18 protein-coding genes and 1 tRNA gene are annotated in these 21,690 nt (G+C 40.7%); 11 read left to right on the forward strand and 8 right to left on the reverse strand.

Features of this window, described 5'->3' with window-relative positions; all coding sequences use genetic code 11:
* Positions 1-41: 41 nt before the first annotated feature.
* The gene (locus HYX58_06340) at positions 42-251 is read right to left on the reverse strand and encodes a hypothetical protein (GenBank protein MBI2775601.1); all 210 of its coding nucleotides are present in this window, start codon (positions 249-251) and stop codon (positions 42-44) included.
* 191 nt (positions 252-442) lie between these two features.
* On the opposite strand from HYX58_06340, the gene HYX58_06345 reads away from it, so the two are divergent.
* A complete protein-coding gene (locus HYX58_06345) occupies positions 443-664 on the forward strand; it encodes a hypothetical protein (GenBank protein MBI2775602.1) in 222 nt (73 codons plus the stop codon).
* 15 nt (positions 665-679) lie between these two features.
* Positions 680-967 (forward strand): DUF1653 domain-containing protein, encoded by a 288-nt coding sequence (locus tag HYX58_06350; protein ID MBI2775603.1) that lies wholly within the window; start codon positions 680-682, stop codon positions 965-967.
* On the opposite strand, the gene HYX58_06355 is transcribed toward HYX58_06350, so the two are convergent.
* From HYX58_06355 to HYX58_06370, 4 genes are all read right to left on the reverse strand, one after another.
* On the reverse strand, positions 910-1,482 hold the full coding sequence (locus HYX58_06355; protein MBI2775604.1) for a hypothetical protein: 573 nt from the start codon (positions 1,480-1,482) through the stop codon (positions 910-912). The two genes, HYX58_06350 and HYX58_06355, sit on opposite strands and share 58 nt — an antisense overlap.
* Positions 1,483-1,586: 104 nt before the next feature.
* Complete coding sequence (mnmE, locus tag HYX58_06360) at positions 1,587-2,963, reverse strand: tRNA uridine-5-carboxymethylaminomethyl(34) synthesis GTPase MnmE (GenBank protein MBI2775605.1); 1,377 nt, start codon at positions 2,961-2,963, stop codon at positions 1,587-1,589.
* Entirely contained in the window at positions 2,960-3,604 is a 645-nt protein-coding gene (locus HYX58_06365) for a hypothetical protein (GenBank protein MBI2775606.1), read from the reverse strand. Before HYX58_06365 ends, mnmE begins: the two co-directional genes overlap by 4 nt.
* Before the next feature lie 219 nt (positions 3,605-3,823).
* A tRNA-Gly gene (locus HYX58_06370) sits at positions 3,824-3,898 on the reverse strand.
* A gap of 148 nt (positions 3,899-4,046) precedes the next feature.
* Between HYX58_06370 and ruvA the strand changes: the two genes are divergently transcribed.
* The 3 genes from ruvA to HYX58_06385 all read left to right on the forward strand — a co-directional run bounded on the left by ruvA (position 4,047) and on the right by HYX58_06385 (position 6,114).
* Entirely contained in the window at positions 4,047-4,643 is a 597-nt protein-coding gene (gene ruvA / locus HYX58_06375) for a Holliday junction branch migration protein RuvA (GenBank protein ID MBI2775607.1), read from the forward strand.
* A gap of 16 nt (positions 4,644-4,659) precedes the next feature.
* Positions 4,660-5,307, forward strand: a complete 648-nt coding sequence (locus HYX58_06380) for a phosphatidate cytidylyltransferase (GenBank protein MBI2775608.1) — start codon at positions 4,660-4,662, stop codon at positions 5,305-5,307.
* A 174-nt stretch (positions 5,308-5,481) separates the two neighbouring features.
* On the forward strand, positions 5,482-6,114 hold the full coding sequence (locus HYX58_06385) for a hypothetical protein (protein MBI2775609.1): 633 nt from the start codon (positions 5,482-5,484) through the stop codon (positions 6,112-6,114).
* 57 nt (positions 6,115-6,171) lie between these two features.
* Here HYX58_06385 and HYX58_06390 read toward each other — a convergent pair whose 3' ends face one another.
* Positions 6,172-7,419: a histidine--tRNA ligase gene (locus HYX58_06390; GenBank protein MBI2775610.1), complete on the reverse strand. Its 1,248-nt coding sequence runs from the start codon at positions 7,417-7,419 to the stop codon at positions 6,172-6,174.
* 318 nt (positions 7,420-7,737) lie between these two features.
* On the opposite strand from HYX58_06390, the gene HYX58_06395 reads away from it, so the two are divergent.
* The 5 genes from HYX58_06395 (at position 7,738) to HYX58_06415 (ending at position 14,608) form a co-directional block, all read left to right on the forward strand.
* Entirely contained in the window at positions 7,738-9,339 is a 1,602-nt protein-coding gene (locus HYX58_06395; protein MBI2775611.1) for a hypothetical protein, read from the forward strand.
* 15 nt (positions 9,340-9,354) lie between these two features.
* The gene (locus tag HYX58_06400) at positions 9,355-9,765 is read left to right on the forward strand and encodes a hypothetical protein (protein MBI2775612.1); all 411 of its coding nucleotides are present in this window, start codon (positions 9,355-9,357) and stop codon (positions 9,763-9,765) included.
* A gap of 162 nt (positions 9,766-9,927) precedes the next feature.
* Entirely contained in the window at positions 9,928-11,535 is a 1,608-nt protein-coding gene (locus tag HYX58_06405; GenBank protein MBI2775613.1) for a hypothetical protein, read from the forward strand.
* A 258-nt stretch (positions 11,536-11,793) separates the two neighbouring features.
* Entirely contained in the window at positions 11,794-12,825 is a 1,032-nt protein-coding gene (gene galE / locus HYX58_06410) for a UDP-glucose 4-epimerase GalE (protein MBI2775614.1), read from the forward strand.
* Between the two features lie 247 nt (positions 12,826-13,072).
* Positions 13,073-14,608, forward strand: a complete 1,536-nt coding sequence (locus tag HYX58_06415; protein ID MBI2775615.1) for a hypothetical protein — start codon at positions 13,073-13,075, stop codon at positions 14,606-14,608.
* Positions 14,609-14,736: 128 nt separating this feature from the next.
* Here the strand turns inward: HYX58_06415 and secA are convergent, their stop codons facing one another.
* Together secA and pgeF are read right to left on the reverse strand one after the other, a co-directional pair.
* Positions 14,737-17,283, reverse strand: a complete 2,547-nt coding sequence (secA, locus tag HYX58_06420; GenBank protein MBI2775616.1) for a preprotein translocase subunit SecA — start codon at positions 17,281-17,283, stop codon at positions 14,737-14,739.
* Between the two features lie 112 nt (positions 17,284-17,395).
* A complete protein-coding gene (pgeF, locus tag HYX58_06425; GenBank protein ID MBI2775617.1) occupies positions 17,396-18,121 on the reverse strand; it encodes a peptidoglycan editing factor PgeF in 726 nt (241 codons plus the stop codon).
* Positions 18,122-18,479: 358 nt separating this feature from the next.
* Here pgeF and HYX58_06430 point away from each other — a divergent pair.
* The coding region (locus HYX58_06430) for a hypothetical protein (GenBank protein ID MBI2775618.1) at positions 18,480-21,690 on the forward strand (3,211 nt) is incomplete at its 3' end.

Raw genomic sequence — 21,690 nt, forward strand, 5'->3', positions numbered from 1 at the left:
GGGAGCTTACCCTGGGGCTTTTCATAGCTTTAAAAAAAAGCTTATTTTTTCTTTTTGCGGAGCATTGGCAAGCCAGTGCGAGCATTTTCAAATACTTCGTAGCCGGTTGGCACTGCATCGATCGAATCTTTACCAGCTTTACCTGCAAAATAATAAATCTTTTGCTTGCGGCCGCCAGCTAATTTTACCTCTTTAGTATGCAAATAGTAGGTTTTGCCACTCTTTTTAGATTTAGTGCTAAAAGCTGCCATCGTTGTAACTCCTTCGTTAATGGTAGTTCTATAATTAATTATTACCACGTAATAAAAATAAAGCTAATCAATTGGGCAGATAAAATCTAGAAATGAATCTGTCGTTCTGCAATAATCTTAAAACTACCTTGACGGGTAAATGATTTTCGCGTGTGCTAAAGAAAATAATATTAAAAATGAAAGCTTTTCATATGATTGTAATTTTATTTTTATGCTGTTTGGCTGGAAGTTTCCAACTTTTTGGCATGGAGTCTGCATCTACAAATCAACCGAAAAGAACTATCGACATAGAGAAAAATGCCAAACAATTTAAGGCGGTGCTGGATCTATGTAAGGAGAAAAGAGCGACGATCGAGAAACACAAACAATACGAAAAAGTGTTACGAGAGATAATCAGTAATTATAAAAAATAATAATGAGTTAGCGATATGAATAAAAGCACACTGCAAATAGGGGCCCACTATCAACATTATAAAAATAAAAAGTTCTATAAAATTTTGGCAATTGCATTGAACGCAGAAAGCGATCCGCTTGAATCATGGGTAGTGTATCAGGCTTTATACGACGACCCAAATCTTGGATCGCAGCCGGTTTTTATACGATCCGTTGCGCAGTTTACTGAAAATGTGGAATTTGATGGAGAATGCTGTTCTCGATTTCAATTGGTCGAATCATCATCTATCGATACGCCGCGCTTCATAAGCTCAGCAATATAAGGATCAAGCATTTTTTGTCTCAAGCGCTCTGCATAGGCAGCATTCTTCTTTTTCATCTGCTCTTGATCAAGTTTATAATTCTGGGGAAGATTATTATTAATAATTTGAATATCGGTGCGATATCTTTCGCAGGCGGAATTATGGATACGGGTCGCTGATCGAGCAAATTTTATAAGATAATTGATAGGTAGCGAAGGAATGAACGGGACAAAGCTTACGCATATTTCCTGGGCACCATTTGTTAGTTCTTTGCAATCATGATTTATTGTTTTTAATTCTTTAGCTAATTCTTTTGTTGTATCGATGAGATTATTGAGTTGGTCTTTTTCTGTTTTTTGTTTTTTTCTAGATATTTGCCAAGAGACAGGATATTTTTTCTGAAAAAAAACGTGCGGCGAGGGTGTTGAGACTTTGTCATTTTCTTCCATCGCATGTGCACATGAATTAGTAAGTAGTAGGAACGATATAATTCTTAATTGAGAGTTTAGAGCAAGAAAAAATAGTTTTACGCTCACTTTGGACTTTCTGTTTGAATAAAAAAGTGATTTATTCCCATAATAATAGCATTATTTTCGCCAAGTGCTATTTTTTCTGTAGGGAATGGGCTGCCGTAAAAACATTATTTACCAACGCAAAATTCTCTAAATACTGCGTCCATAGCTTGTTCGCTAATAGTTTTTCCCGAAAGTTCGGTCAGTATTTCCAGCGTATCTTTTAATTGTGCAGAGATGAGTTCGTAGGCGATTACAGGTTTTTCTATCATTCCAAGGAGACTGAAGATGTGCTCTTCGATTTTGAGCAAAATCCGATAATGCCGTTGATTAAGAAGAAATGGTGAATCGACGCGCGAAAAAAGTTCGTTCATTTTTTTTCCGATTTCAAATTCGAGAGCGGCGATTGTTTCAACTTTTTTTTCGCTGACTAAAAGAGCGGAAGAATTATTTAGTAGATTGTTCGCTCGAGGCATATCTGTTTTGCTCTCAACGAGAATAATTTTTGCAGGATAATTTTCGTGCAATTCGTTATATACACTTTGTTCTTGAGGAGTAATTTGCCGCGAACTATCAAGAATTAATAAAATAATATCCGCTTTTTGCGCTTCTATTTGCGAACGCTTGATTCCTTCTTGTTCAATAGAATCGTTTGTTTGGCGTAAGCCGGCAGTATCAATAAACGTGACGATGCTTCCATGAAGTGTACGTGAACTTTCTATCGAATCTCGCGTCGTACCCGCAATAGGCGCCACGATCGCGCGCTGTTCTTTAAGAAGCGCATTAAATAGTGAAGATTTTCCAGCATTAACTGAGCCGATCAGTGCAATGCGCACCCCTTGGCGGACGTGATGTTGCTGATCAAATGTTTTTTTAATTCGTTCGATCGACGATGAAATTTCTAAAAGCTGTTCTTTGATGACGCCGCCAAACTCCATCTCTTCATCTAAAAATTCAAAACTCGCTTCGCAATAAGCAAAGCACGTGACGAGTTTTTTCTCAAGGTGCGTAATCCATTGCGAAAAACTGCCGTTCAGCTGCGAAAGTGATTGTTTTAATGCAAGATGATTTGAAGCGTGAATGAGTTCATTAATTGCTTCAGCTTGCAAAAGATCTATTTTTTTATTTAAAAAAGCGCGACGCGTAAATTCGCCTGGCTCGGCCAAACGTGCGCCGCATTTGAGTGCGCGCTCAATAATCGCTTCAATTAAGAACGGATTATTGTGGCAGGTAATTTCGATCGTATCATCTCCCGTAAACGATTTCGGGCCGTCCATAACCAAGAAAAGTACTTGGTCGATGATCGTTTTATGTTCATCAATAACGTACCCATAATGAACCGTATGGGTGGCAACATTTTCAAGTGATGCATTGCCGGGCAATTTGCTTAATAATGCAGCAATAGTTCGTGCATGAGTTCCGGAGATGCGCAAAAGTGCAATCGCACCGCTACCGCGCGGCGTACATTGCGCAATAATCGCATCGTGATCTCGCGAAATTATCATCTGGTTAAAACTACCTTAAATCCGCGCAACGGGCGTTTGTAACTTCTTTTGAGTGAACAAAGAAGCAGGAACGAAAGATTACGAAAAAGATGACGTTCTCTTTCAACATCTTCAATTACCGGTGAGTTAAAGGTAAAGCGCAACTGATAATTATCGGTAGTTGTGTTGAATGAAACATTTTCTTTATTGAGCGTTTGCAGTGTTTCTTTCATCCAGCCATTTGCTTGTTCAATCATATCTGGTTGCCAAACATTTTGAGAACGAGGCTCAAGCGTGCGTTGTTGCTGTGCTTCTGTTTGGCGCTGCTCCTGAATTGCGGGCGGTCGCTGCGATTCAAATCTTCGTTGTTGCGAAGCTGGATGCTGAACGGGCTGGGTAGCGGGATGCTGCCTTTTTGGTTGTTCAAATTGAGGTTTTCTTTCAGGACGCTTTTGATTTTTATCCGGCGTACGCGCATCGCGAAAAGCCGTATGTTCATTGAAGAAAATGCCAACTTTGGCTGATTGGGTGGTCATACCGATAAAATTCTTTTTCGCTTCTTCAAAAACTTTAATTGAGAATTCTTTAGGTTTGCCAGCAGCTTCCCATCCTTTTTCAATCGCTTTCATGATCGATGAAGCTTCCTGCATAATTGATTTCATAATGAACCTTTTTGGTTAAAAAAATACGTATTCATTGCTGGTGCAAAGTATAAATGAAACGAGTTTTAGCAATGGTATACAACGATAACTTGGAGCATAGTAATAAGAAGTTGGAAAAACATAGGGTAATAAGAAAGGGGTAAATTCATTTACGCTAGGAACTATTTCTTAATATATCAACCCTATCAAGGGCGAAGATTATACGTGCCAGCTGAAAGCTGGAGCGGGAAACGGGATTCGAACCCGCGACCTTTGCCTTGGCAAGGCAACGCTCTACCGCTAAGCTATTCCCGCGCTCTAATACTGGAAAAATGTTAGCACATGGAGCACAATTGTCAAACAAAAGTCATTGTTTATACCGAGTCGGGGGGTCGAAATTCTTATTTTTTTTGAAAATTAGGTATAGGTTAGATCAAAACCTGGTTTTAAGGAACACAAAACAATGATTAATTTTTTGCGCGGCATGGTTCGTTCTATAGAAGAAAATGTTGTTACTCTTGAGGTGCAGGGAGTAGGTTTTGAACTCATGAGCCCCTCGGCTGCCTCTCTATCAATAAATCAAGAAGCAGAAATGCACTGCTATATGCATTGGTCCGCTGAAAATGGCCCATCTTTTTTTGGGTTTACTAGTTTGCAGGAGCGCCAGGTTTTTTTACTTATTTTAAAATGCCAGGGAATCGGCCCGAAAATAGCGATTACTATACTTGAGCAAATGAGCCCAGGCCCGTTCTTGCAGGCGATATTGAACGGCTCACTCGATGCTCTTACTGCCCTCCATGGAATCGGGACAAAAAAAGCAGAACAACTTATTATGCAACTGCGCTCGCCAGCAGAAAAACTTCTTTCAAGCGGTAAAATTTCTGCAGATCATATTTCAGGGGGATTGCAATGGAAAGAGCTCGCAGATGCACTTCAATCGCTTAATTACTCTCGCCAAGAAATTTCCCAAGTACTTGCAGCCCTTCGCCAACAAGCGCCGGGCGATTCATTTGATCAGCTATTGAGAAAATCGCTTTCTCTTCTTTCAAAGCAACGGTGAAATAAAGCAGGTTTTTATGAAGCTATTTTCACAGGAATTCTTCAAAAGAGCGGCTACAGCGTTAGTACTAGGTGCCCTAATATTTCTAGTCTTTTTTTATACACCCAGGGTGGTTTTTTCCATTCTTTTGGCCACGATATGGGCCTATACTGGGATAATTGAGCTTCCCAGATTGCTTTCGCCTGCTAGCAGGCTTTTTTTACCTGTATTGATTCTTTATTTGGGCCTCCCTCTGAGCTTTTTGATTTTATTAAATCAAGGGCGGTATCGCTTGGATCTTCTTATCCTGATAATACTTGTCGCAGCGTTTGATACGGGTAGCTACATTGTGGGTAAGCTTTATGGCATTCACAAGATCGCTCCAGGGGTCAGCCCAGGTAAAACCTGGGAAGGTTTGTTCGGTGGCCTAGGAGTTTGCCTGATTTCTTACCTTTTCGTGCTTTATTTTGTGCCCGAGTTAGCGATAATACGCGGTTTTTTGGGCTTTTTTGCTATCTCTATTGGCGCTTTTCTAGGAGATCTCTTTGAGTCATGGCTCAAACGTCGAGCGGGAGTGAAAGATTCAGGTTCAATTCTGCCTGGCCACGGGGGCGTTCTAGATCGAATAGATGGGCTTATAGGCGCCAGTTTGGCAATTCTTTTTTTACGTGGGCTTTCTTTCTAGTAAACCGCTCGTTTATCTGATTTTCAGGTTAGAAATACAGAAAAGGGACATTTTTTATCAATAAATATATTCAGTTATGCAATAAGCAATTGACAAGCCTTTTAAAACGTTTATATTGGTTATTAACAAGCTAGTCTTGTATGTAAAACTAAAATAAACCTAAATGGAGGTTATATGAATACATTACGTTATATCGCACTAGGTGCGGTTTTCTTCAATCTTGCAAACGTGCAAGCTTTCCCTTTTAAAAAGGCGGCAATGATAAGCGTTCCGGCAACTGCGGCAGTTGCAGCTTCAGCTTACGCAGCTAACCGTTTTGGTTATATGCCTTCTATGCCATCAATATCTATGCCATCAGTATCTGTTCCTTCTATGGAAACAGTTAAGGGTGCAGCATCAGCTGTTAAGGCTTTTGGTGGTTCTATGATAACTAAAGCAGGTTCTTTTGTTCCAGCTTTCGTTACAAACAACCCTAAAGCGACAGCAGCAGTAGCGTCGGTAGCAGTAGTTGGTACTATTGCAGCTCGTTACTTTGTTCGCAATTCTATTGCTAACAAGCTCAATGATGCTTCAAAAGAAGTCGTTGACTCTGCTAAGCAAGCTAACTCAGTAGTTACTCCAGTTGTTACTAAGCAATCAAATGCAGTTGAAATAGTAGCTCTTCCTGTTTTTAGATCTTTTGATGAAGCAGTACAAGCTGCTAAAAAAGCAAAAGGCGACTCAGTTGCATTAAATGCTATTAAGACAACCTTAACGAATACTCAACCCCGTTGGTTGAAAAGATTGGTTGACGCAAAGTTAATTTAAATAACTTAAGCATAGGCTAGCTTATAAAAAGCGCCTGGGAAGAAATTCCTGGGCGCTTTATTTTTTTAAATACGCAACGAGATCTCGTTGCGCAATCTTTTCTTCTATCCCGGTCATCATTGTTTTGACGGTGACTAAGCCCTTTTCTTGTTCTTCTGGTCCGATGATTAAAGCATAATGTGCGCCGAGCTTATTTGCTTTTCGCATTGAACTTTTAATAGAATCGCTATCAAGTAGCAATTCTATGCATAATCCACTATCAAAAAGCAGGTCGCCAACCAAAAGCGCTAAATTATGCTGTTCTTTTGAAAGCGGCACAATCGCATGGAGAGCAGGTTCTTGTGGAAGTTGTAGCGCATTTATTGGTTCAAGCATAAGCATCAGCCGCTCTATTCCGATAGCGGCGCCAATTGAAGGATAATCATTTTTGCTGCCCAGCATCGTGGCTAGTTGATTATAGCGGCCGCCTCCACAAAAAGTGCTTTGCGCTCCCAAATGTGCAGAAACAAACTCAAAGACCGTTTTTTCATAGTAATCGAGGCCACGCACTAGATGAGGCGAGACCGTATACGTAACAGAGAGAATCTCAAGCTGTTCTTTGAGCGTTTGCCATTCAATGGCGCATTGCTCGCACAAATGCTGCGCGATCGAGGGGGCTTTTCTATAAATTTCTTGGCATTTTGGAGTTTTGCAATCAAAAACCCGCATTATATTTTTTTCTTTACGCGCTTTGCAATCATTGCAAATTTCATTCTCATGCTCTGCTAAAAAAGCATAGAGCTTTGGTTTAAAATCAATCCGATCCTGCGAGCAGCCCAGGAAGTTAATCATTAATGCAAACGTATCTAGTTTGAACGTATTTTGGAAAAGCTGATCGAGTAAACACAATAAAAAAGCATCATGAGAAATATTTTCCGCACCAATCATTTCTATATTGAATTGGTGAAATTCTCTAAATCTTCCTTTTTGTGGTCGCTCATGCCGGAACATTGAGCCATGCGAAAATATTTTAAATGGTGTGCTCAAATTTCCGTGCTCTAAAAAAGCACGCATAGTTGATGCGGTTGCTTCAGGGCGTAAACAAATTGTATCATTATCCCCAGAACTATTGATAGTAAACATTTCTTTAGAAACGATATCGGTTGCAAGCCCGAGCGTTCGCTTAAAAAGATCGGTTGGTTCAAGGATTGGGGTTATAATCTCATTGAAGTGCGCGCGTCTAAAGTGCGCAGCTGCTGATTTTATAATAAAATTAAAAAGGGTGGTATCTATAATATCGTGCGTGCCGCGAACTTTGGTAATCATTACCGGGATCCTTTACGGATGAATCATTTATTCAAAGGGCTTTAATAAGCATCAGTATAACGATACTTTTACCGATTGATACTGTTGCGTGCCGATTTGATCGTATTCCATTTTTATGCACTTTGCAAAAAATAGTTGACTTCTTTTTTCAGATAATGGTAGAAAAGAGTCAAGTATCAAAAGAGCAACCCCCGAAAAAATCTACGAGGAGGTGAAAGTCCAGAAAAATATTGACGAGCGTGTTCTAAAATTGTTAGAACTCAAATAAGTGTAAGGTAGAGTGTAAAGATGTTTAATGTTTTCAAAAAAGGAGTGTCCATGAGAAAACAATTTCTCATTCCTCTCTTATTACTTGGCGTAACTGTTTCAGCAGTAGCTGATTTCACGAGCCATACTTTCTTCTCAATTCGTCCTCCATTCCAATCAGCATTTCCTGAAAAAACAACTCTTTTCAGAAATATGCGTGCAAAAGCTAAAGAAGATGGCTGGATGGGAGCAATGCAAGCGGTAGTATTTGGTGGTCGTTCAACCAAAGGGAAAAAGCTTGCTAAATTCTTTTTGCCTGGTGGAACCCATGCTTCTGGTGCGGTTAATGAACTGATCTTTGCGGAGCAAGATGGTGCAACTGGCATCAATGGTGGTGGCGGTACTCCTCCTGCAGTTAACCCATTCTTCCGTGATGTTAATGCTACCAATTTCAATATTCAAACAGCTGATAACAACTTTGCGAGCAGAGTTAGTTTCAATCCTCGCCAAACGTACGTTGGTGGTGGATTTGATTGGATTCAATATTTTGGATGGAATTGCGATCCATGCGATAAGCGCTGGTGGTTTGAAATATCGTTCCCAGTTCTTAACGTTAAGAACGATATGCGTTTGACCGAAACTATCTTAACTCAAGGAGCAGCTCTCAGCTCAGCTGTTAACTTCAACGTAGAACAAGCGTTCAGTGGTAATACCGGCACAGGTAAGCCATTTGCGAAGGGCGTAACTGGTATAGTTACTGGTTCTGGATTTAATTTTGGCAAAATTGATGGTTCTCGTTCAAAAACAGGCGTAGCTGACGTTGAAATTAAACTTGGCTATGACTGGCTTTGTGAAGAAACCTGCTATGCTTACGGATACGTTGGCGTTGTTATCCCAACAGGTAACAAACCAAAAGGTGAGTATGTGTTCGAGCCAATTATTGGTAACAACCATCACTTTGGCGTAATGTGGGGCGGCGCATTGGGCTTTGAGCTATGGCGCGGTTGCGATGGCGATAGACACTTAATGTGGAACCTCGAAACAAACGGTCGCTACTTATTCCGTAATACTCAAACACGTTCGTTTGATCTTTACAATAAGCAATGGAGCCGTTATTCATTAGTATATACGAGCGCTGCAGATGCTGCTTCATTAGCACCAATTGAAGGCATCGATCTATTTACGCAAAAAATGCGTGTAAATCCTCGTTGGACATTCGATATGAACTCAGCGTTGACCTTCGATGTTTGCCGTTGGGAACTTGAAGCTGGCTACAATATGTGGGCTCGCCAATGCGAAAAAGTAAGCCTCAAAACTCCGTGGGCTAATGGAACTGTAGCACTTGTTGGCTTCGATAGTCTTTCAGGCGCACCAGTTGCTGCAATTAACCGTGCAGTTACTATTCGCGAAACATTTGCAGGATCAAACATTGTTGCCCCAGCACTTGCAGCAGATTATGCAAATAACTCTATCCAAGCAGGCGACATTAACTTAGAATCAGCTGCCGCTCCATGCGCGCTTTCGCATACGATTTATGGTTCAGCTGGCTACAACTTTGATATGTGCGGATGCTGGCCAATCTTTGCAGGGCTTGGCGGTTCTTATGAATTCGGTTCTTGCAATTCAGTATTGCAACGCTGGATGGTTTGGGGCAAAATCGGCGTATCCATCTAACTGAGAGGGATATAGATGAAGAAACTATTATCATTCTTCATTGTAGCTAGTTGCTTGGCCCAAGGATTGGCGCAGGCTGCTGTTACTGGGTATAGGTCACTTGATGAAGCTGTGCAAGCACTAAGAGCAGCAGTGGAATCTAGTAATCCAGGACAAGCAAAGGAAGTATTGGATAGGCTTGGAACTTACAAGAACAACCCTCGATTGGCCGATTTGATCCAAAGGGTAACCAAACTTGCAGGTGAACAGCCACCATTTCTTCCAGTTAATCCACCTGCTCGAGGCGGATTAAGCCAGGAAGTTAAGAACGCTGCCGCTGCAGTTAAAACTGCGGTGACGGCTGTTCAAGACGCTGGTAAGGGGCTTTCTCCAGCTGAAAAAGCTGAGGTTGGTAACCTTGCTGGAATACCGGATTTACTTAAGTAATTAAGTAGCTTTATCAAGCAAAAAAGAAGGAGAGGGAAACCTCTCCTTCTTTTTTGCTTGATATCCTCCTTTATTTGACGAGCGTGTTCTAAAATTGTTAGAACTCAAATAAGTGTAAGGTAGAGTATAAAGATGTTTAATGTTTTCAAAAAAGGAGTGTCCATGAGAAAACAATTTCTCCTTCCCCTCTTATTACTTGGCGTAACTGTTTCAGCCGTAGCTGATTTCACGAGCCATACCTTCTTCTCAGTTCGTCCACCATTCCAATCTGCATTTCCTGAAAAAATAACTCTTTTCAGAAATATGCGTGCAAAGGCCAAAGAAGATGGCTGGATGGGGGCAATGCAAGCGGTAGTATTTGGTGGTCGTTCTGTCAAAGGCAAAAAGCTTGCTAAGTTCTTCTTGCCTGGTGGCGTTCATGCTTCTGGTGAGGTTAACGAACTGATTTTTGCTGAGCAACAAGCAACAGCTATTGGCGGCGGTACTCCTCCTGCAATAAATCCATTCTTCCGCGATGTTAATGCTACCAATTTCAATATTCAAACAGCTGGAAGTAACTTTGCGAGCAGAGTTAGTTTCAATCCTCGTCAAACCTACGTTGGTGGTGGATTCGATTGGATTCAATATTTTGGATGGAATTGCGATCCATGCGATAAACGCTGGTGGTTCGAGCTATCGTTCCCAGTTCTTAACGTTAAGAACGATATGCGTTTGACAGAAACTATCCTAGTTCAAGGAATACCTCTCAGCGCAGCTGTTAACTTAAACGTAGAACAAGCGTTCAGTGGTAACACTGGTACAGGTAAGCCATTTGCGAAGGGCGTAACTGGTATAGTTACTGGTTCTGGATTTAATTTTGGCAAAATTGATGGTTCTCGTTCAAAAACAGGCGTAGCTGATGTTGAAATTAAACTTGGCTATGACTGGCTTTGTGAAGAAACCTGCTATGCATACGGATACGTGGGCGTTGTTATCCCAACAGGTAACAAACCAAAAGGTGAATATGTATTCGAACCAATTATTGGTAACAACCATCACTTTGGCGTAATGTGGGGCGGCGCATTGGGCTTTGAGCTATGGCGCGGCTGCGCTGGCGATAAGCATTTAATGTGGAACGTTGAAACCAACGGTCGCTACTTATTCCGTAATACCCAAATCCGTTCATTTGATCTTTACAATAAGCAATGGAGCCGTTATTCATTAGTATATACGAGCTTTGCCGATGCTGCTTCATTAGCACCGATCGAAGGAATCGACCTGTTTACACAAAAAATGCGTGTAAATCCTCGTTGGACATTCGATATGAACTCAGCGTTGACCTTCGATGTTTGCCGTTGGGAACTTGAAGCTGGCTATAATGTGTGGGCTCGCCAATGCGAAAAAGTAAGCCTCAAGACACCATGGGTTAATGGAACTGTAGCTCTTGTCGCTTTTAATAATGCGACAGGCGCACCATCTGCTGGAATTAATCGAGCGGTTACTATTCGCGAAACATTTGCAGGATCAAATATTGGTGGCTCTGCCGGCGTGCCTACACTTACCTCAGCTAACTATGCGAATAACTCTATCCAAACTGGCGACATTAATTTAGAATCAGCCGCTAATCCATGTGCGCTTTCGCATACGATTTATGGTTCAGCTGGGTACAACTTTGATATGTGCGGATGCTGGCCAATCTTTGCAGGGCTTGGCGGTTCTTATGAATTCGCTTCTTGCAATTCAGTATTGCAACGCTGGATGGTTTGGGGCAAAATCGGCGTATCCATCTAACTGAAAGAAAGAGCTATTATTCTTTGCAATCATAGCTCGTTTGAATAAAGAGCTTTAACGGCAAAAAGAAGGAGAGGGAAACCTCTCCTTCTTTTTTTGCTCGCCATCCTGGTTTAATTTTTGTATGATCCTTCGATACATTTTGCTTGCTATTTTATAGCTTCGAAAAACACTCAGGATGAACGGATTAAAACTGTGTCGACATGTGCTTCAAATCCTCGTGCGAAGACTGAATCAAGCGCAAAATAGAAAAATAGCATGAAAGGTTTTCTCGTGAATAAACCAACCGTTTTGATTACTGGCGGAGCCGGCTACATCGGTTCTCATGTTGGATTACTTTGTGCGCGCGCGAATTATCACGTGGTTATTCTGGATTCGTTTGTACATGGTCAGCATTTTAATCCAACGTGGGCAACGGTAATTCATGGTGAATATGCGAACAGTGAAATTCTAAAAAATATTTTTTCAACCTATTCGATTACTGCAGTTGTCCATTGTGCTGCATCGATTGAAGTGGGTATTTCTGTGCGCGATCCGATTTCTTTTTATGAAAATAACGTTGCAAAAACAATAACACTTGTTGATCAAATGCTTCGTGCAAATGTTAAAAATATAATTTTTTCTTCAAGTTGTGCTGTGTACGGCCAGCCGCAATTTTTGCCACTAACAGAAACGCATCAGATAAAGCCTATGAGCCCTTATGGTCGCACAAAAGCGATGGTAGAAGAAATTCTTAAAGATGCGAGCGACGCATATGGATTGCGTTATATCGCGCTGCGTTATTTTAATGCAGCGGGAGCGTTGCCCGAAGAAGGGCTTGGCGAACAACACAAACCGGAAACGCATCTTATTCCGTTACTTTTAAAAGCAGCATTACTGCGCGAACCATTTACCATTTTTGGTTCTTCATATCCAACAAGAGACGGTAGTGCTGTGCGTGATTTTGTACATGTTCTTGATATTGCCAACGCACATTTATTGGCGCTGGAACATTTATCGCGTGGCAATCCGTCTGATGCTTTTAATTTGGGAACTGGTTTCGGATATTCAATTAAAGAAATGATTGATGGCGTTCAACGCATTTCAGGAATAGCAGTTCGCGCGATCACTGCGCCGCCACGCGCAGGAGATCCGCATACACTCGTGGCTGATCCGATTAAAGCGAAAACTTTATTACAATGGCAGCCGCGCTATTCAGATTTAGACTTTATTCTAAAATCTGCGTTAGTGTTCTTTAAACAGCAGGATGCAATTGCGCAGCCCGGAATTTTAATCGAAAAAGTTTTATGATTTTTTTCTTAAAATTTTAAACTCGCAAAAAATTATAGGCATATGGTATGCTCATCCTTCGATACAATTTCTCACTTAGTTTGAAATCACTCAGGACGAGCGGATGAGTAGATTATTCTGGGGTTGTTTGCATTTTTAAATTATTCATCAATCGAGTTTTTTCCCGCTCGTCCTGAGTGTTTTGCGCAGCAAAATGTATCGAAGGATAAGTACGAGAAAATATTAAGTAATATGGGAAGTAGTATTGATGATGAACAAAAAAAACATACTTACATTTTTAATTTTAAGTTCAAAAATACTTATAGCAGATACTTCGGGGCAAACTTTTTTTTCAGTTCGTACCCCATTTCAAACGTGCTCACCAGAAAAAATAACACTTTTTAGAAATGATCGCGCCCAACGTTTTGAAACAGGGTGGCAGGGGGCGTTGCAGTTAGTTGCATTCGGCGGCCAATCAACCAACGATCAAGATATTGCGCGATTTTTTATGCCGTTTGATAAAAGCATGCTTATTTTTGCAGAAGATACTGCTTCGGGTGGTGGTACTCCTCCAGCTGTTAATCCTCTTTTTCGTGATGTGATTCCCTATTTTTTTGATATTATTAGCGCTCCTGAAACGCCGGGTTTTAAAAGTGCAGTTGCGTTCAAGCCGCAGCAAACGTACGCAGGAATTGGTATTGATTGGATTCAATTTTTTGGATGGGATCCATGTGAAAAGCGCTGGTGGATTGAACTTTCATTTCCGTTGCTGTATGTAAAAAACGATATGCGTTTAACTGAAGTTCTTATCAACGAAGACTTTGAGCCACTTAATGACGGCGTAAATATTTCGGTTAAAGAGGCATTTACGGGCGTACAAAAATTAGAAAACCAGTTTGGTGCGGTAACTGGTTCTGGATGGATGTTTGGAAAAATTGATGGCCCAAAACAGCAAACAGGAATTGGCGATATTGAATTTAAATTAGGATACGATTGGACGTGCGAGTATGTTGACGGTGCTTACGGGTACGTCGGAATCGTTATTCCAGCCGGCAATACGCCGACCGGAGAATTTGTTTTTGAACCAATGGTTGGTAATAATCACCATTTTGGCGTGATGTGGGGCGGCTCGATTTATTCTGAATTCTGGCAAAGGCCCGACAAAAATCGAACATTTTATTCCACGATGGAAATTAACGGACGTTACCTTTTTACAAACAGACAAACACGTTCATTTGATTTATACGATAAACAATGGAGCCGCTATCAATCTGTTTATAGAAGTTTTAGCGATGCAGTAGCATCTGCAGCATTTGAGGGAATAAATGTTTTTACGCAGCGAGTTCATGTGAGTCCTCGGTTTACGGTCAATTACAATTCTGCAATCGGCATTAAGTGGTGCCGTTGGGAACTTGAAGTTGGCTCAAACTTCTGGGGACGCCAATGCGAAAAAGTAAAACTTTTTGATCCATTTCCAACCGGTATTGCATTGACTTCCGCACCACCGGTAGCAGCGAGCGTAAATCGCGCCATAACGATACGAGAAGCTTTCAATGGTGCAACTGTTGGGCCATTAACGGCTCAAGAATATGACTCAAATTCTATTCAGCCAGGCGATCTTAATTTAAGTTCGGCCGCGCATCCATCCACCGTTTCAAATCTTTTATATGCATCCGTGGGTTATAATTGGGATGGTTGTAAACGGCCGATGTTTATTGGCATTGGTGGTGGTTATGAATTCGCCTCAGATAACTTGGCGATAGAGCGGATTATCATTTGGGCTAAATGGGGAATATCTTTATAGTTACCCCACTCATGATTTAAACATCATGTCGCACGGACCCATTCTTATAATTTAAGAAACACAAAAACAAAAACCTCCGAAAAAAAATCGGAGGTTTTTTGCTACAATTCTAGATTGGAGACAATAATTTATTGTCCGTGGCATTTTTTGAATTTTTTGCCAGATCCGCATGGGCAAGGTTCATTTCGCCCTGCATCAGGGCCATTCTTTTGTTTTGGCGCTGGCTTATTATTATTTTCTTGTGCAGTAGCATCGCCAGAAATCAGATTTAATTGATTGAGCTCACGTTGGCGCTTTTGCTCAAGTTCAGCTTTATTGAAACGCTCTAGATTTAAATGGAAAATGTGATTGATAATTTCAATACGAACACTCTTCATCATATCTTGGAACATAAAGAACGCTTCTTTTTTATATTCTATAAGAGGATTCTTCTGGCCCCAACCGCGCAATCCGATTCCTTCTTTGAGGTTATCCAGATTGAGCATGTGCTGCTTCCATGCTTGGTCAATTATTTCGAGCATCAGCCATTTTTCAGCTTCATGAAGGGCTTCAGTTTGCGGACCATTATGATAAAGATCATATTTCATGAGCAAGAAATTGATTACATCTGTCTCTAATGCTTCACTAGATGTTTTGCTGAAATTTTCTTTTTCAATATCAGCTGCAGGAATTCCAGTAATTACGCTCACTGCATGGACTATTTTTGCATATCCATCATTTGTCACTGTTCGATTTGGGCAGAATTCTTCAATTAAATCTTGCGTAGATTCGCTAATTAAATCTCGAACAAAAAGTGAAATTTGTTCTTCGCCTTCAAGAATTGATTTACGATAACCGTAAATAACCATGCGCTGTTGATTAAGTACATCATCATATTCAATAAGTTGGCGGCGAATTTCAAAATTATGTTTTTCAACTTTTTCTTGCGAACGCTCAATGGTTTTCGAGATGAAGCTTGATTCGATTTGTTCATCTTCAGTCATACCAAAGCGTTGCATATTTTTCTTAATACTATCGCCAGCAAAAATTCGAATTAAGTCATCTTCAAGCGAGATGTAAAAACGAGATTCACCAGGATCGCCTTGGCGGCCTGAGCGCCCACGCAACTGATTATCAATACGTCGACTTTCGTGCCGTTCCGTACCGAGAATATATAAGCCCCCAGCTGATACTGAATCAGGAGTTAATTTAATATCTGTACCGCGGCCTGCCATGTTTGTGGCAATCGTTACGCGACCAATTTCGCCAGCATGCGCAACAATTTCTGCTTCCCGCGCATGTTGCTTTGCATTGAGCACTTCATGCGGAATATGATTCGCGGTTAAAATATTGCTGAGCAATTCAGATGTTTCGATTGCAATCGTACCAATAAGAACCGGTTGGCCTTTTTTGTGTCGCTCTTTTATGTCGGTAACAATTGCTTTGTATTTTGCATTTTTTGTCAAAAATATAATATCTGGCTGATCAATTCTTATCATTGCTCGATGAGTTGGAATACTTATAACATCGAGTTTATAAATTTTGTGGAACTCTTCCGCTTCCGTTAATGCCGTCCCGGTCATGCCGGCTAGCTTTTTATACATGCGGAAATAATTTTGTAGCGTAATGGAAGCAAGCGTTTGCGTTTCTCGTTCGATAGCAACGCCTTCTTTTGCTTCAAGTGCTTGGTGCAACCCATCGCTATAGCGGCGCCCTTGCAATATGCGGCCTGTAAACTCATCAACAATTAATACTTGATTGTCTTTAACAACATAATCCACATCAATTTTGAAAAGTGCGTGTGCTTTCAATGCTTGATTAACATGGTGGAGTAAATTTAAATTTTTTACATCATAAAGATTTTCGATTCCCAAAGCTGCTTCGATTTTATCGATGCCGCTTTCGGTCATTTGTACGCTGCGTGCTTTTTCATCAACTTCATAATCAGCCACTGGCTTAAGCCGCGGAATGACTGCGTTTACATCAATGTAGAGATTGCTTGATTTATCAGCTGCGCCAGAAATAATGAGCGGTGTGCGTGCTTCGTCGATCAAAATAGAGTCAACTTCATCGACGATCGCATAATGAAGATCGCGCTGAACATAATCCTGCAGGCGGAATTTCATATTATCGCGCAAATAATCAAAACCGAATTCGTTGTTCGTGCCGTACGTAATATCGGCATCGTACGCTTTTTTTCTTTCCGCATCATTCATCTGATTTTGTATCACGCCAACAGTCAATCCCAAAAGATTATAAATTGGGCTCATCCATTCAGCATCGCGTTTTGCCAAATAATCATTGACGGTAATAAGATGTGCGCCTTTTCCTGCTAGTGCATTTAAATAAAGAGCAAGTGTTGAAGTTAATGTTTTACCTTCACCCGTTTTCATCTCAGCGATTTTGCCTTGATGCAAAACATAGCCACCAATGAGCTGTACATCAAAATGACGTTGGCCAAGGGTGCGCCGTGCTGCTTCACGAACAACAGCAAAAGCTTCCGGCAAAATATCATCGAGTGTTTTTCCTTGAGATAATTGCTCACGGAATTCATTGGTTTTTGCAGTCAATTGATCATCGGTGAGCGCAGAAATTGCTGGCTCAAAATTATTTATCTCTCTGACGATAGGATCAATTTTGCGCAACTGACGTGCATTATTGGTGCCAATAACAATGGATAAAAGACGGGCTATCATTGGAAAATCCTATAGAATAAAAACTTACTTAATGTATTCAATCTAACATAGATATGGTACTCGCACAATAAAAAGTGCCCCAGCAGTTGTCAACGAAAATATATCGTTTTGATTATCTTAATGCGACAATCGTGCTTTGTCGCTCTGGTGATTGGGTGCGCCGATAGGAGTTGAATGATTCGGTATGGATTGTGCAGATATTGTAGGCATCGTTAAAAGCATCCTTTGCAATACCCAAACTTTCAAGCTGAAGTTTATTGAAAAGTGGTAGATCGAACATCACTAAATCGCCAATCTGCTGAAGTACCTCATCTTTAAAAGAAAAGTTTCCAACTTTGTCTTGTACGTCGGTGCCTACGCTATAACAGCATCGTTTTGCTGATGGACCAAAAAAAATACGCATGTTTTCAGGCTCCGATCCAAAGCTGTTTATCATTCGCTCAAAAGCAATCGAAGCAATACCATCAACTGAGCCACGCCAGCCAGCATGAACATTTGCGATCGCATGGTTTTTTTTATCATATAAAATGATCGGTAAGCAATCGGCTGAGACAACTGCCAATCCTACACCGATAAGTTGAGTAAGACTAAAATCAGCTTCGTGTGTAAAGGGCTTGAGGTGTTCAGCTTTTTTATGCGTATCAATATATAAGCCTTGGGTACTATGTGTTTGATGAAGAATGCTAAGTGATTCTATTCCCCACTTTTTGCATTGCACAAATGGTGCTTCATTCAGGGTTTCTTGTGAATTTATGAGCCCATGATAATTGCGTGGTACAAATCCAGTACGCTTATCACCAAAAATAATTACAAATAATGGTTCGGAATGGACGATCATTTCGGTGTTCCTACTTTTGAATAGCAAAAGCTTGCATGAAAACTAAATAATTGACAACTAATCCCGCAGATACACAACGTTCAAACAGCTTTTTGCTTTTAAAAGAGAAAGATAAAATCGGTTATCAATTGTTTTTAATGTAAAGAATGTCGAGTGGGAGCGCTATTCGGCGCGCGAATCTATCCTGCATATTTATTTGAAGAACAAATAATAGTTTTCCCGCTGGTCATATTTTTGCGCAATTTTGAGCCTTTTTTAAACGGTTCCTACACTCTGCTTGTTGACAATCTGGATTAATCTTGCGTATCTTCTGTTAAAGAAAAAGAGTCATGTATTACCCTTTTAAAAAAGAAGAGTAATGAAGAAAAAAATATTTTTTCGTACGTTATTATATGCATCGTTTTGTTTTCTATTTGTTTCATCATTTTCACCTAGCCTGTTGGCGCAAGAACCAGATACTTTAAAATCATTATTTGCTGCTGCGCAATTAAAACACTTTGCCGGAAAAGCGGATCGGATTATTGTGATACCGTTTTGCAAAGAGTTACGAATCACGCTTGCAAGCCTTGCCCAAGACGGGGAGCTTGATGGCTGTGATGAAAAAACAGTTGCTTCATTTGAGCGTTGCTATGAAAGATTAGAGCAGGGGCTTGATACGCTAGATATTGAAGATTTATTAAAAATAATGCCGTTGATTCTGAAATTTGTTCAGGGTACTGGAGCAAGCAAAGCCACGCGGCCCGACTCTCCTCAGCCAGGAAACAGTTCGGTAAGTGGATGTTGCGGCGGTTGTGACATAAGCCAAATTCTTGCACTTCTTGGAATGATCAAAGCAAAACTTACTATTATTGATAATGAACTAATAGAATGCTGTAATGCTATTATGCTTGATTTTCAAGAAACATGGACAATTCTTGCGAATTTACAAATCTCCGCCACCGTAGATTTTAGTCCCGTATTCTCGGTCCTGAATGATTGCTGCAATGGTACGTTCAGTGTACTGGCGAATTTGCAAGTTACCGCTACGGTTGATTTGAGTCCGGTATTTAGTGTTTTAAATGCAGGTTTTAATGGTACGTTCAGCTCGCTTACTTCATGTTGCAATAGTACATTTTCAATCTTGAATACGGTAACCACAAACCAGCAAGGTACATTTAGTGTATTAAATAGATTGCTGATAAATGATCAAGGTACTTTCACTGCCCTTGCTGCATGTTGCAACGGAACTTTTAGCGCGATAGCGGATATTAAATCATCATTAACAGCTATCCAAGTAAATTTGAGTCCGGTATTTAGTGTTTTAAATGCAGGGTTTAATGGCACGTTCAGCTCACTTACTGCATGTTGCAATAGTACATTTTCAATCTTGAATACGGTAACCACAAACCAGCAAGGTACATTTAGTGTATTAAATAGATTGCTGATAAATGATCAAGGTACTTTCACTGCTTTTGCTGCATGTTGCAATGGAACTTTTAGCGCAATAGCGGATATTAAATCATCTTTAACGTCTATCCAAGTGAATCTGAGTCCAGTATTTAGCATTTTAAATGCGAGCTTTAATGGTACGTTTAGTTCGCTCTCAGCATGCTGTAATGGTACTTTCTCTGTTTTGAATACCGTTACAACTAATCAGCAAGGCACCTTTAGTGTATTAAATAGATTAGTTTTAGATGACCAGGGAACTTTCAGCGCAATTACCGCTTGTTGCAATGGCACATTCTCCGCATTAGCAGATATTAAATCATCGTTAACTGCTATACAGATAAATCTGAGTCCTGTATTTAGCATTCTAAATGCGGGCTTTAATAGTACGTTTAGTTCACTCACTGCGTGTTGCAATGGGACGTTCAGTTCGCTTAATGCAATAGTAGTAAACCAGCAAACTATTATTAACAATCAACAAGGAACTTTTACAGTAGAAGCTGCAGGATTTAATGGAACCTTCAGTTCTCTGACTGCATGTTGCAACGGAACTTTTAGTGCTCTAGCAAATTTAAGCATTTCTTCAACAACTGATTTGAGTGGGGTGTTCAGTTCGTTGAATGCTTGCTGTAATGGCACATTTAGTACGCTCGCTAATTTAACGGTAACCGCCACCGTAAATTTAAGCCCGGTTTTTAGTATTCTTACCGATGGCTTCAATGGTACGTTCAGTGCATTCGCAGCATGTTGCAATGGTACATTTACAGAACTCGGCGCGATATCTGGCCAAGTAGCAGCTCTATCGGGCTTAGCTCAGGAAACGCTCAGTACCCTCACTGCATGTTGCAATGGAACCTTTAGCGTTCTAGCGAATTTAAGCATGACGGCTACCACAGATCTAAATCCAGTATTTACACAAGTCGCTGCAGGATTTGATGGCACGTTCAGTGCACTCGCTGCATGTTGCAACGGAACTTTCTCTGCATTAGCAGATATTAAATCATCGCTAACTGCGATTCAAGTGAATTTGAGTCCTGTGTTTACAGCAATTAATGCTGGATTTGATGGTACATTTAGTGTTCTAGCAAATTTAACAATCACCTCAACAACCGATTTAAGCGGCGTATTTAGTTCGCTTAATGCATGCTGCAACGGAACATTCTCCGCATTAGCAGATATTAAATCATCGCTAACTGCGATTCAGGTTGATTTGAGCCCTCTATTTACAGCGATAAATACTGGATTTAATAGCACATTCAGTTCACTAACGGCTTGCTGCAATGGTACATTCAGTGTTCTAGCGAATTTAAGCATGACGGCTACCACAGATCTAAATCCAGTATTTACACAAGTCGCTGCAGGATTTGATGGCACGTTCAGTGCACTCGCTGCATGTTGCAACGGAACTTTCTCGGCGCTCGCAGACATTAAATCATCGTTAACTGCGATTCAGGTTGATTTGAGCCCTCTATTTACAGCGATCAATGCTGGATTTAATAGCACATTCAGTTCACTAACTGCTTGCTGTAATGGTACATTCAGTGTTCTAGCGAATTTAAGCATGACGGTAACAACTGATTTGAGTCCATTATTTACGCAGGTAGCTGCAGGATTTAATGGAACGTTCAGCGTGCTTGCGTCATTAACAGATTGTTGTGCAGCAACGTTCTCAGTGCTGGAAGAAATTATAGTAAATCAAGAAGGCACCTTTTCTGTACTGACAAAAATAGATAATGAAGTAATTGGTACATTCTCTGTGCTTAACGAAATCTTGCTTGATGAGCAGGGAACTTTCAGTGCACTCGCCGCTTGCTGCAATGGAACATTTAGTGTCCTAGCAAACTTGATTACGACATCGACAACTGATTTAAGCCCGTTATTCACGCAAGTTGCGGCAGGATTTAATGGGACATTCAGTTCGCTCACTGCATGCTGTAATGGAACCTTCTCAGCGTTAGCAGATATCAGATCATCAGTGAGTCTGAGTCCCGTATTCACAGCAATAGCTGGAGGATTTAATGGAACGTTTACTGCGCTTGCCGCATGCTGTAATGGTACATTCTCAGTATTGAATACGGTGACCACAAATCAACAAGGAACCTTCAGTTTAATAACAAGCGACTTTAATCAAACGTGGACAATTC

It is taken from the genome of Candidatus Dependentiae bacterium (genome assembly GCA_016191325.1).
Classification (GTDB): domain Bacteria; phylum Babelota; class Babeliae; order Babelales; family JACPOV01; genus JACPOV01.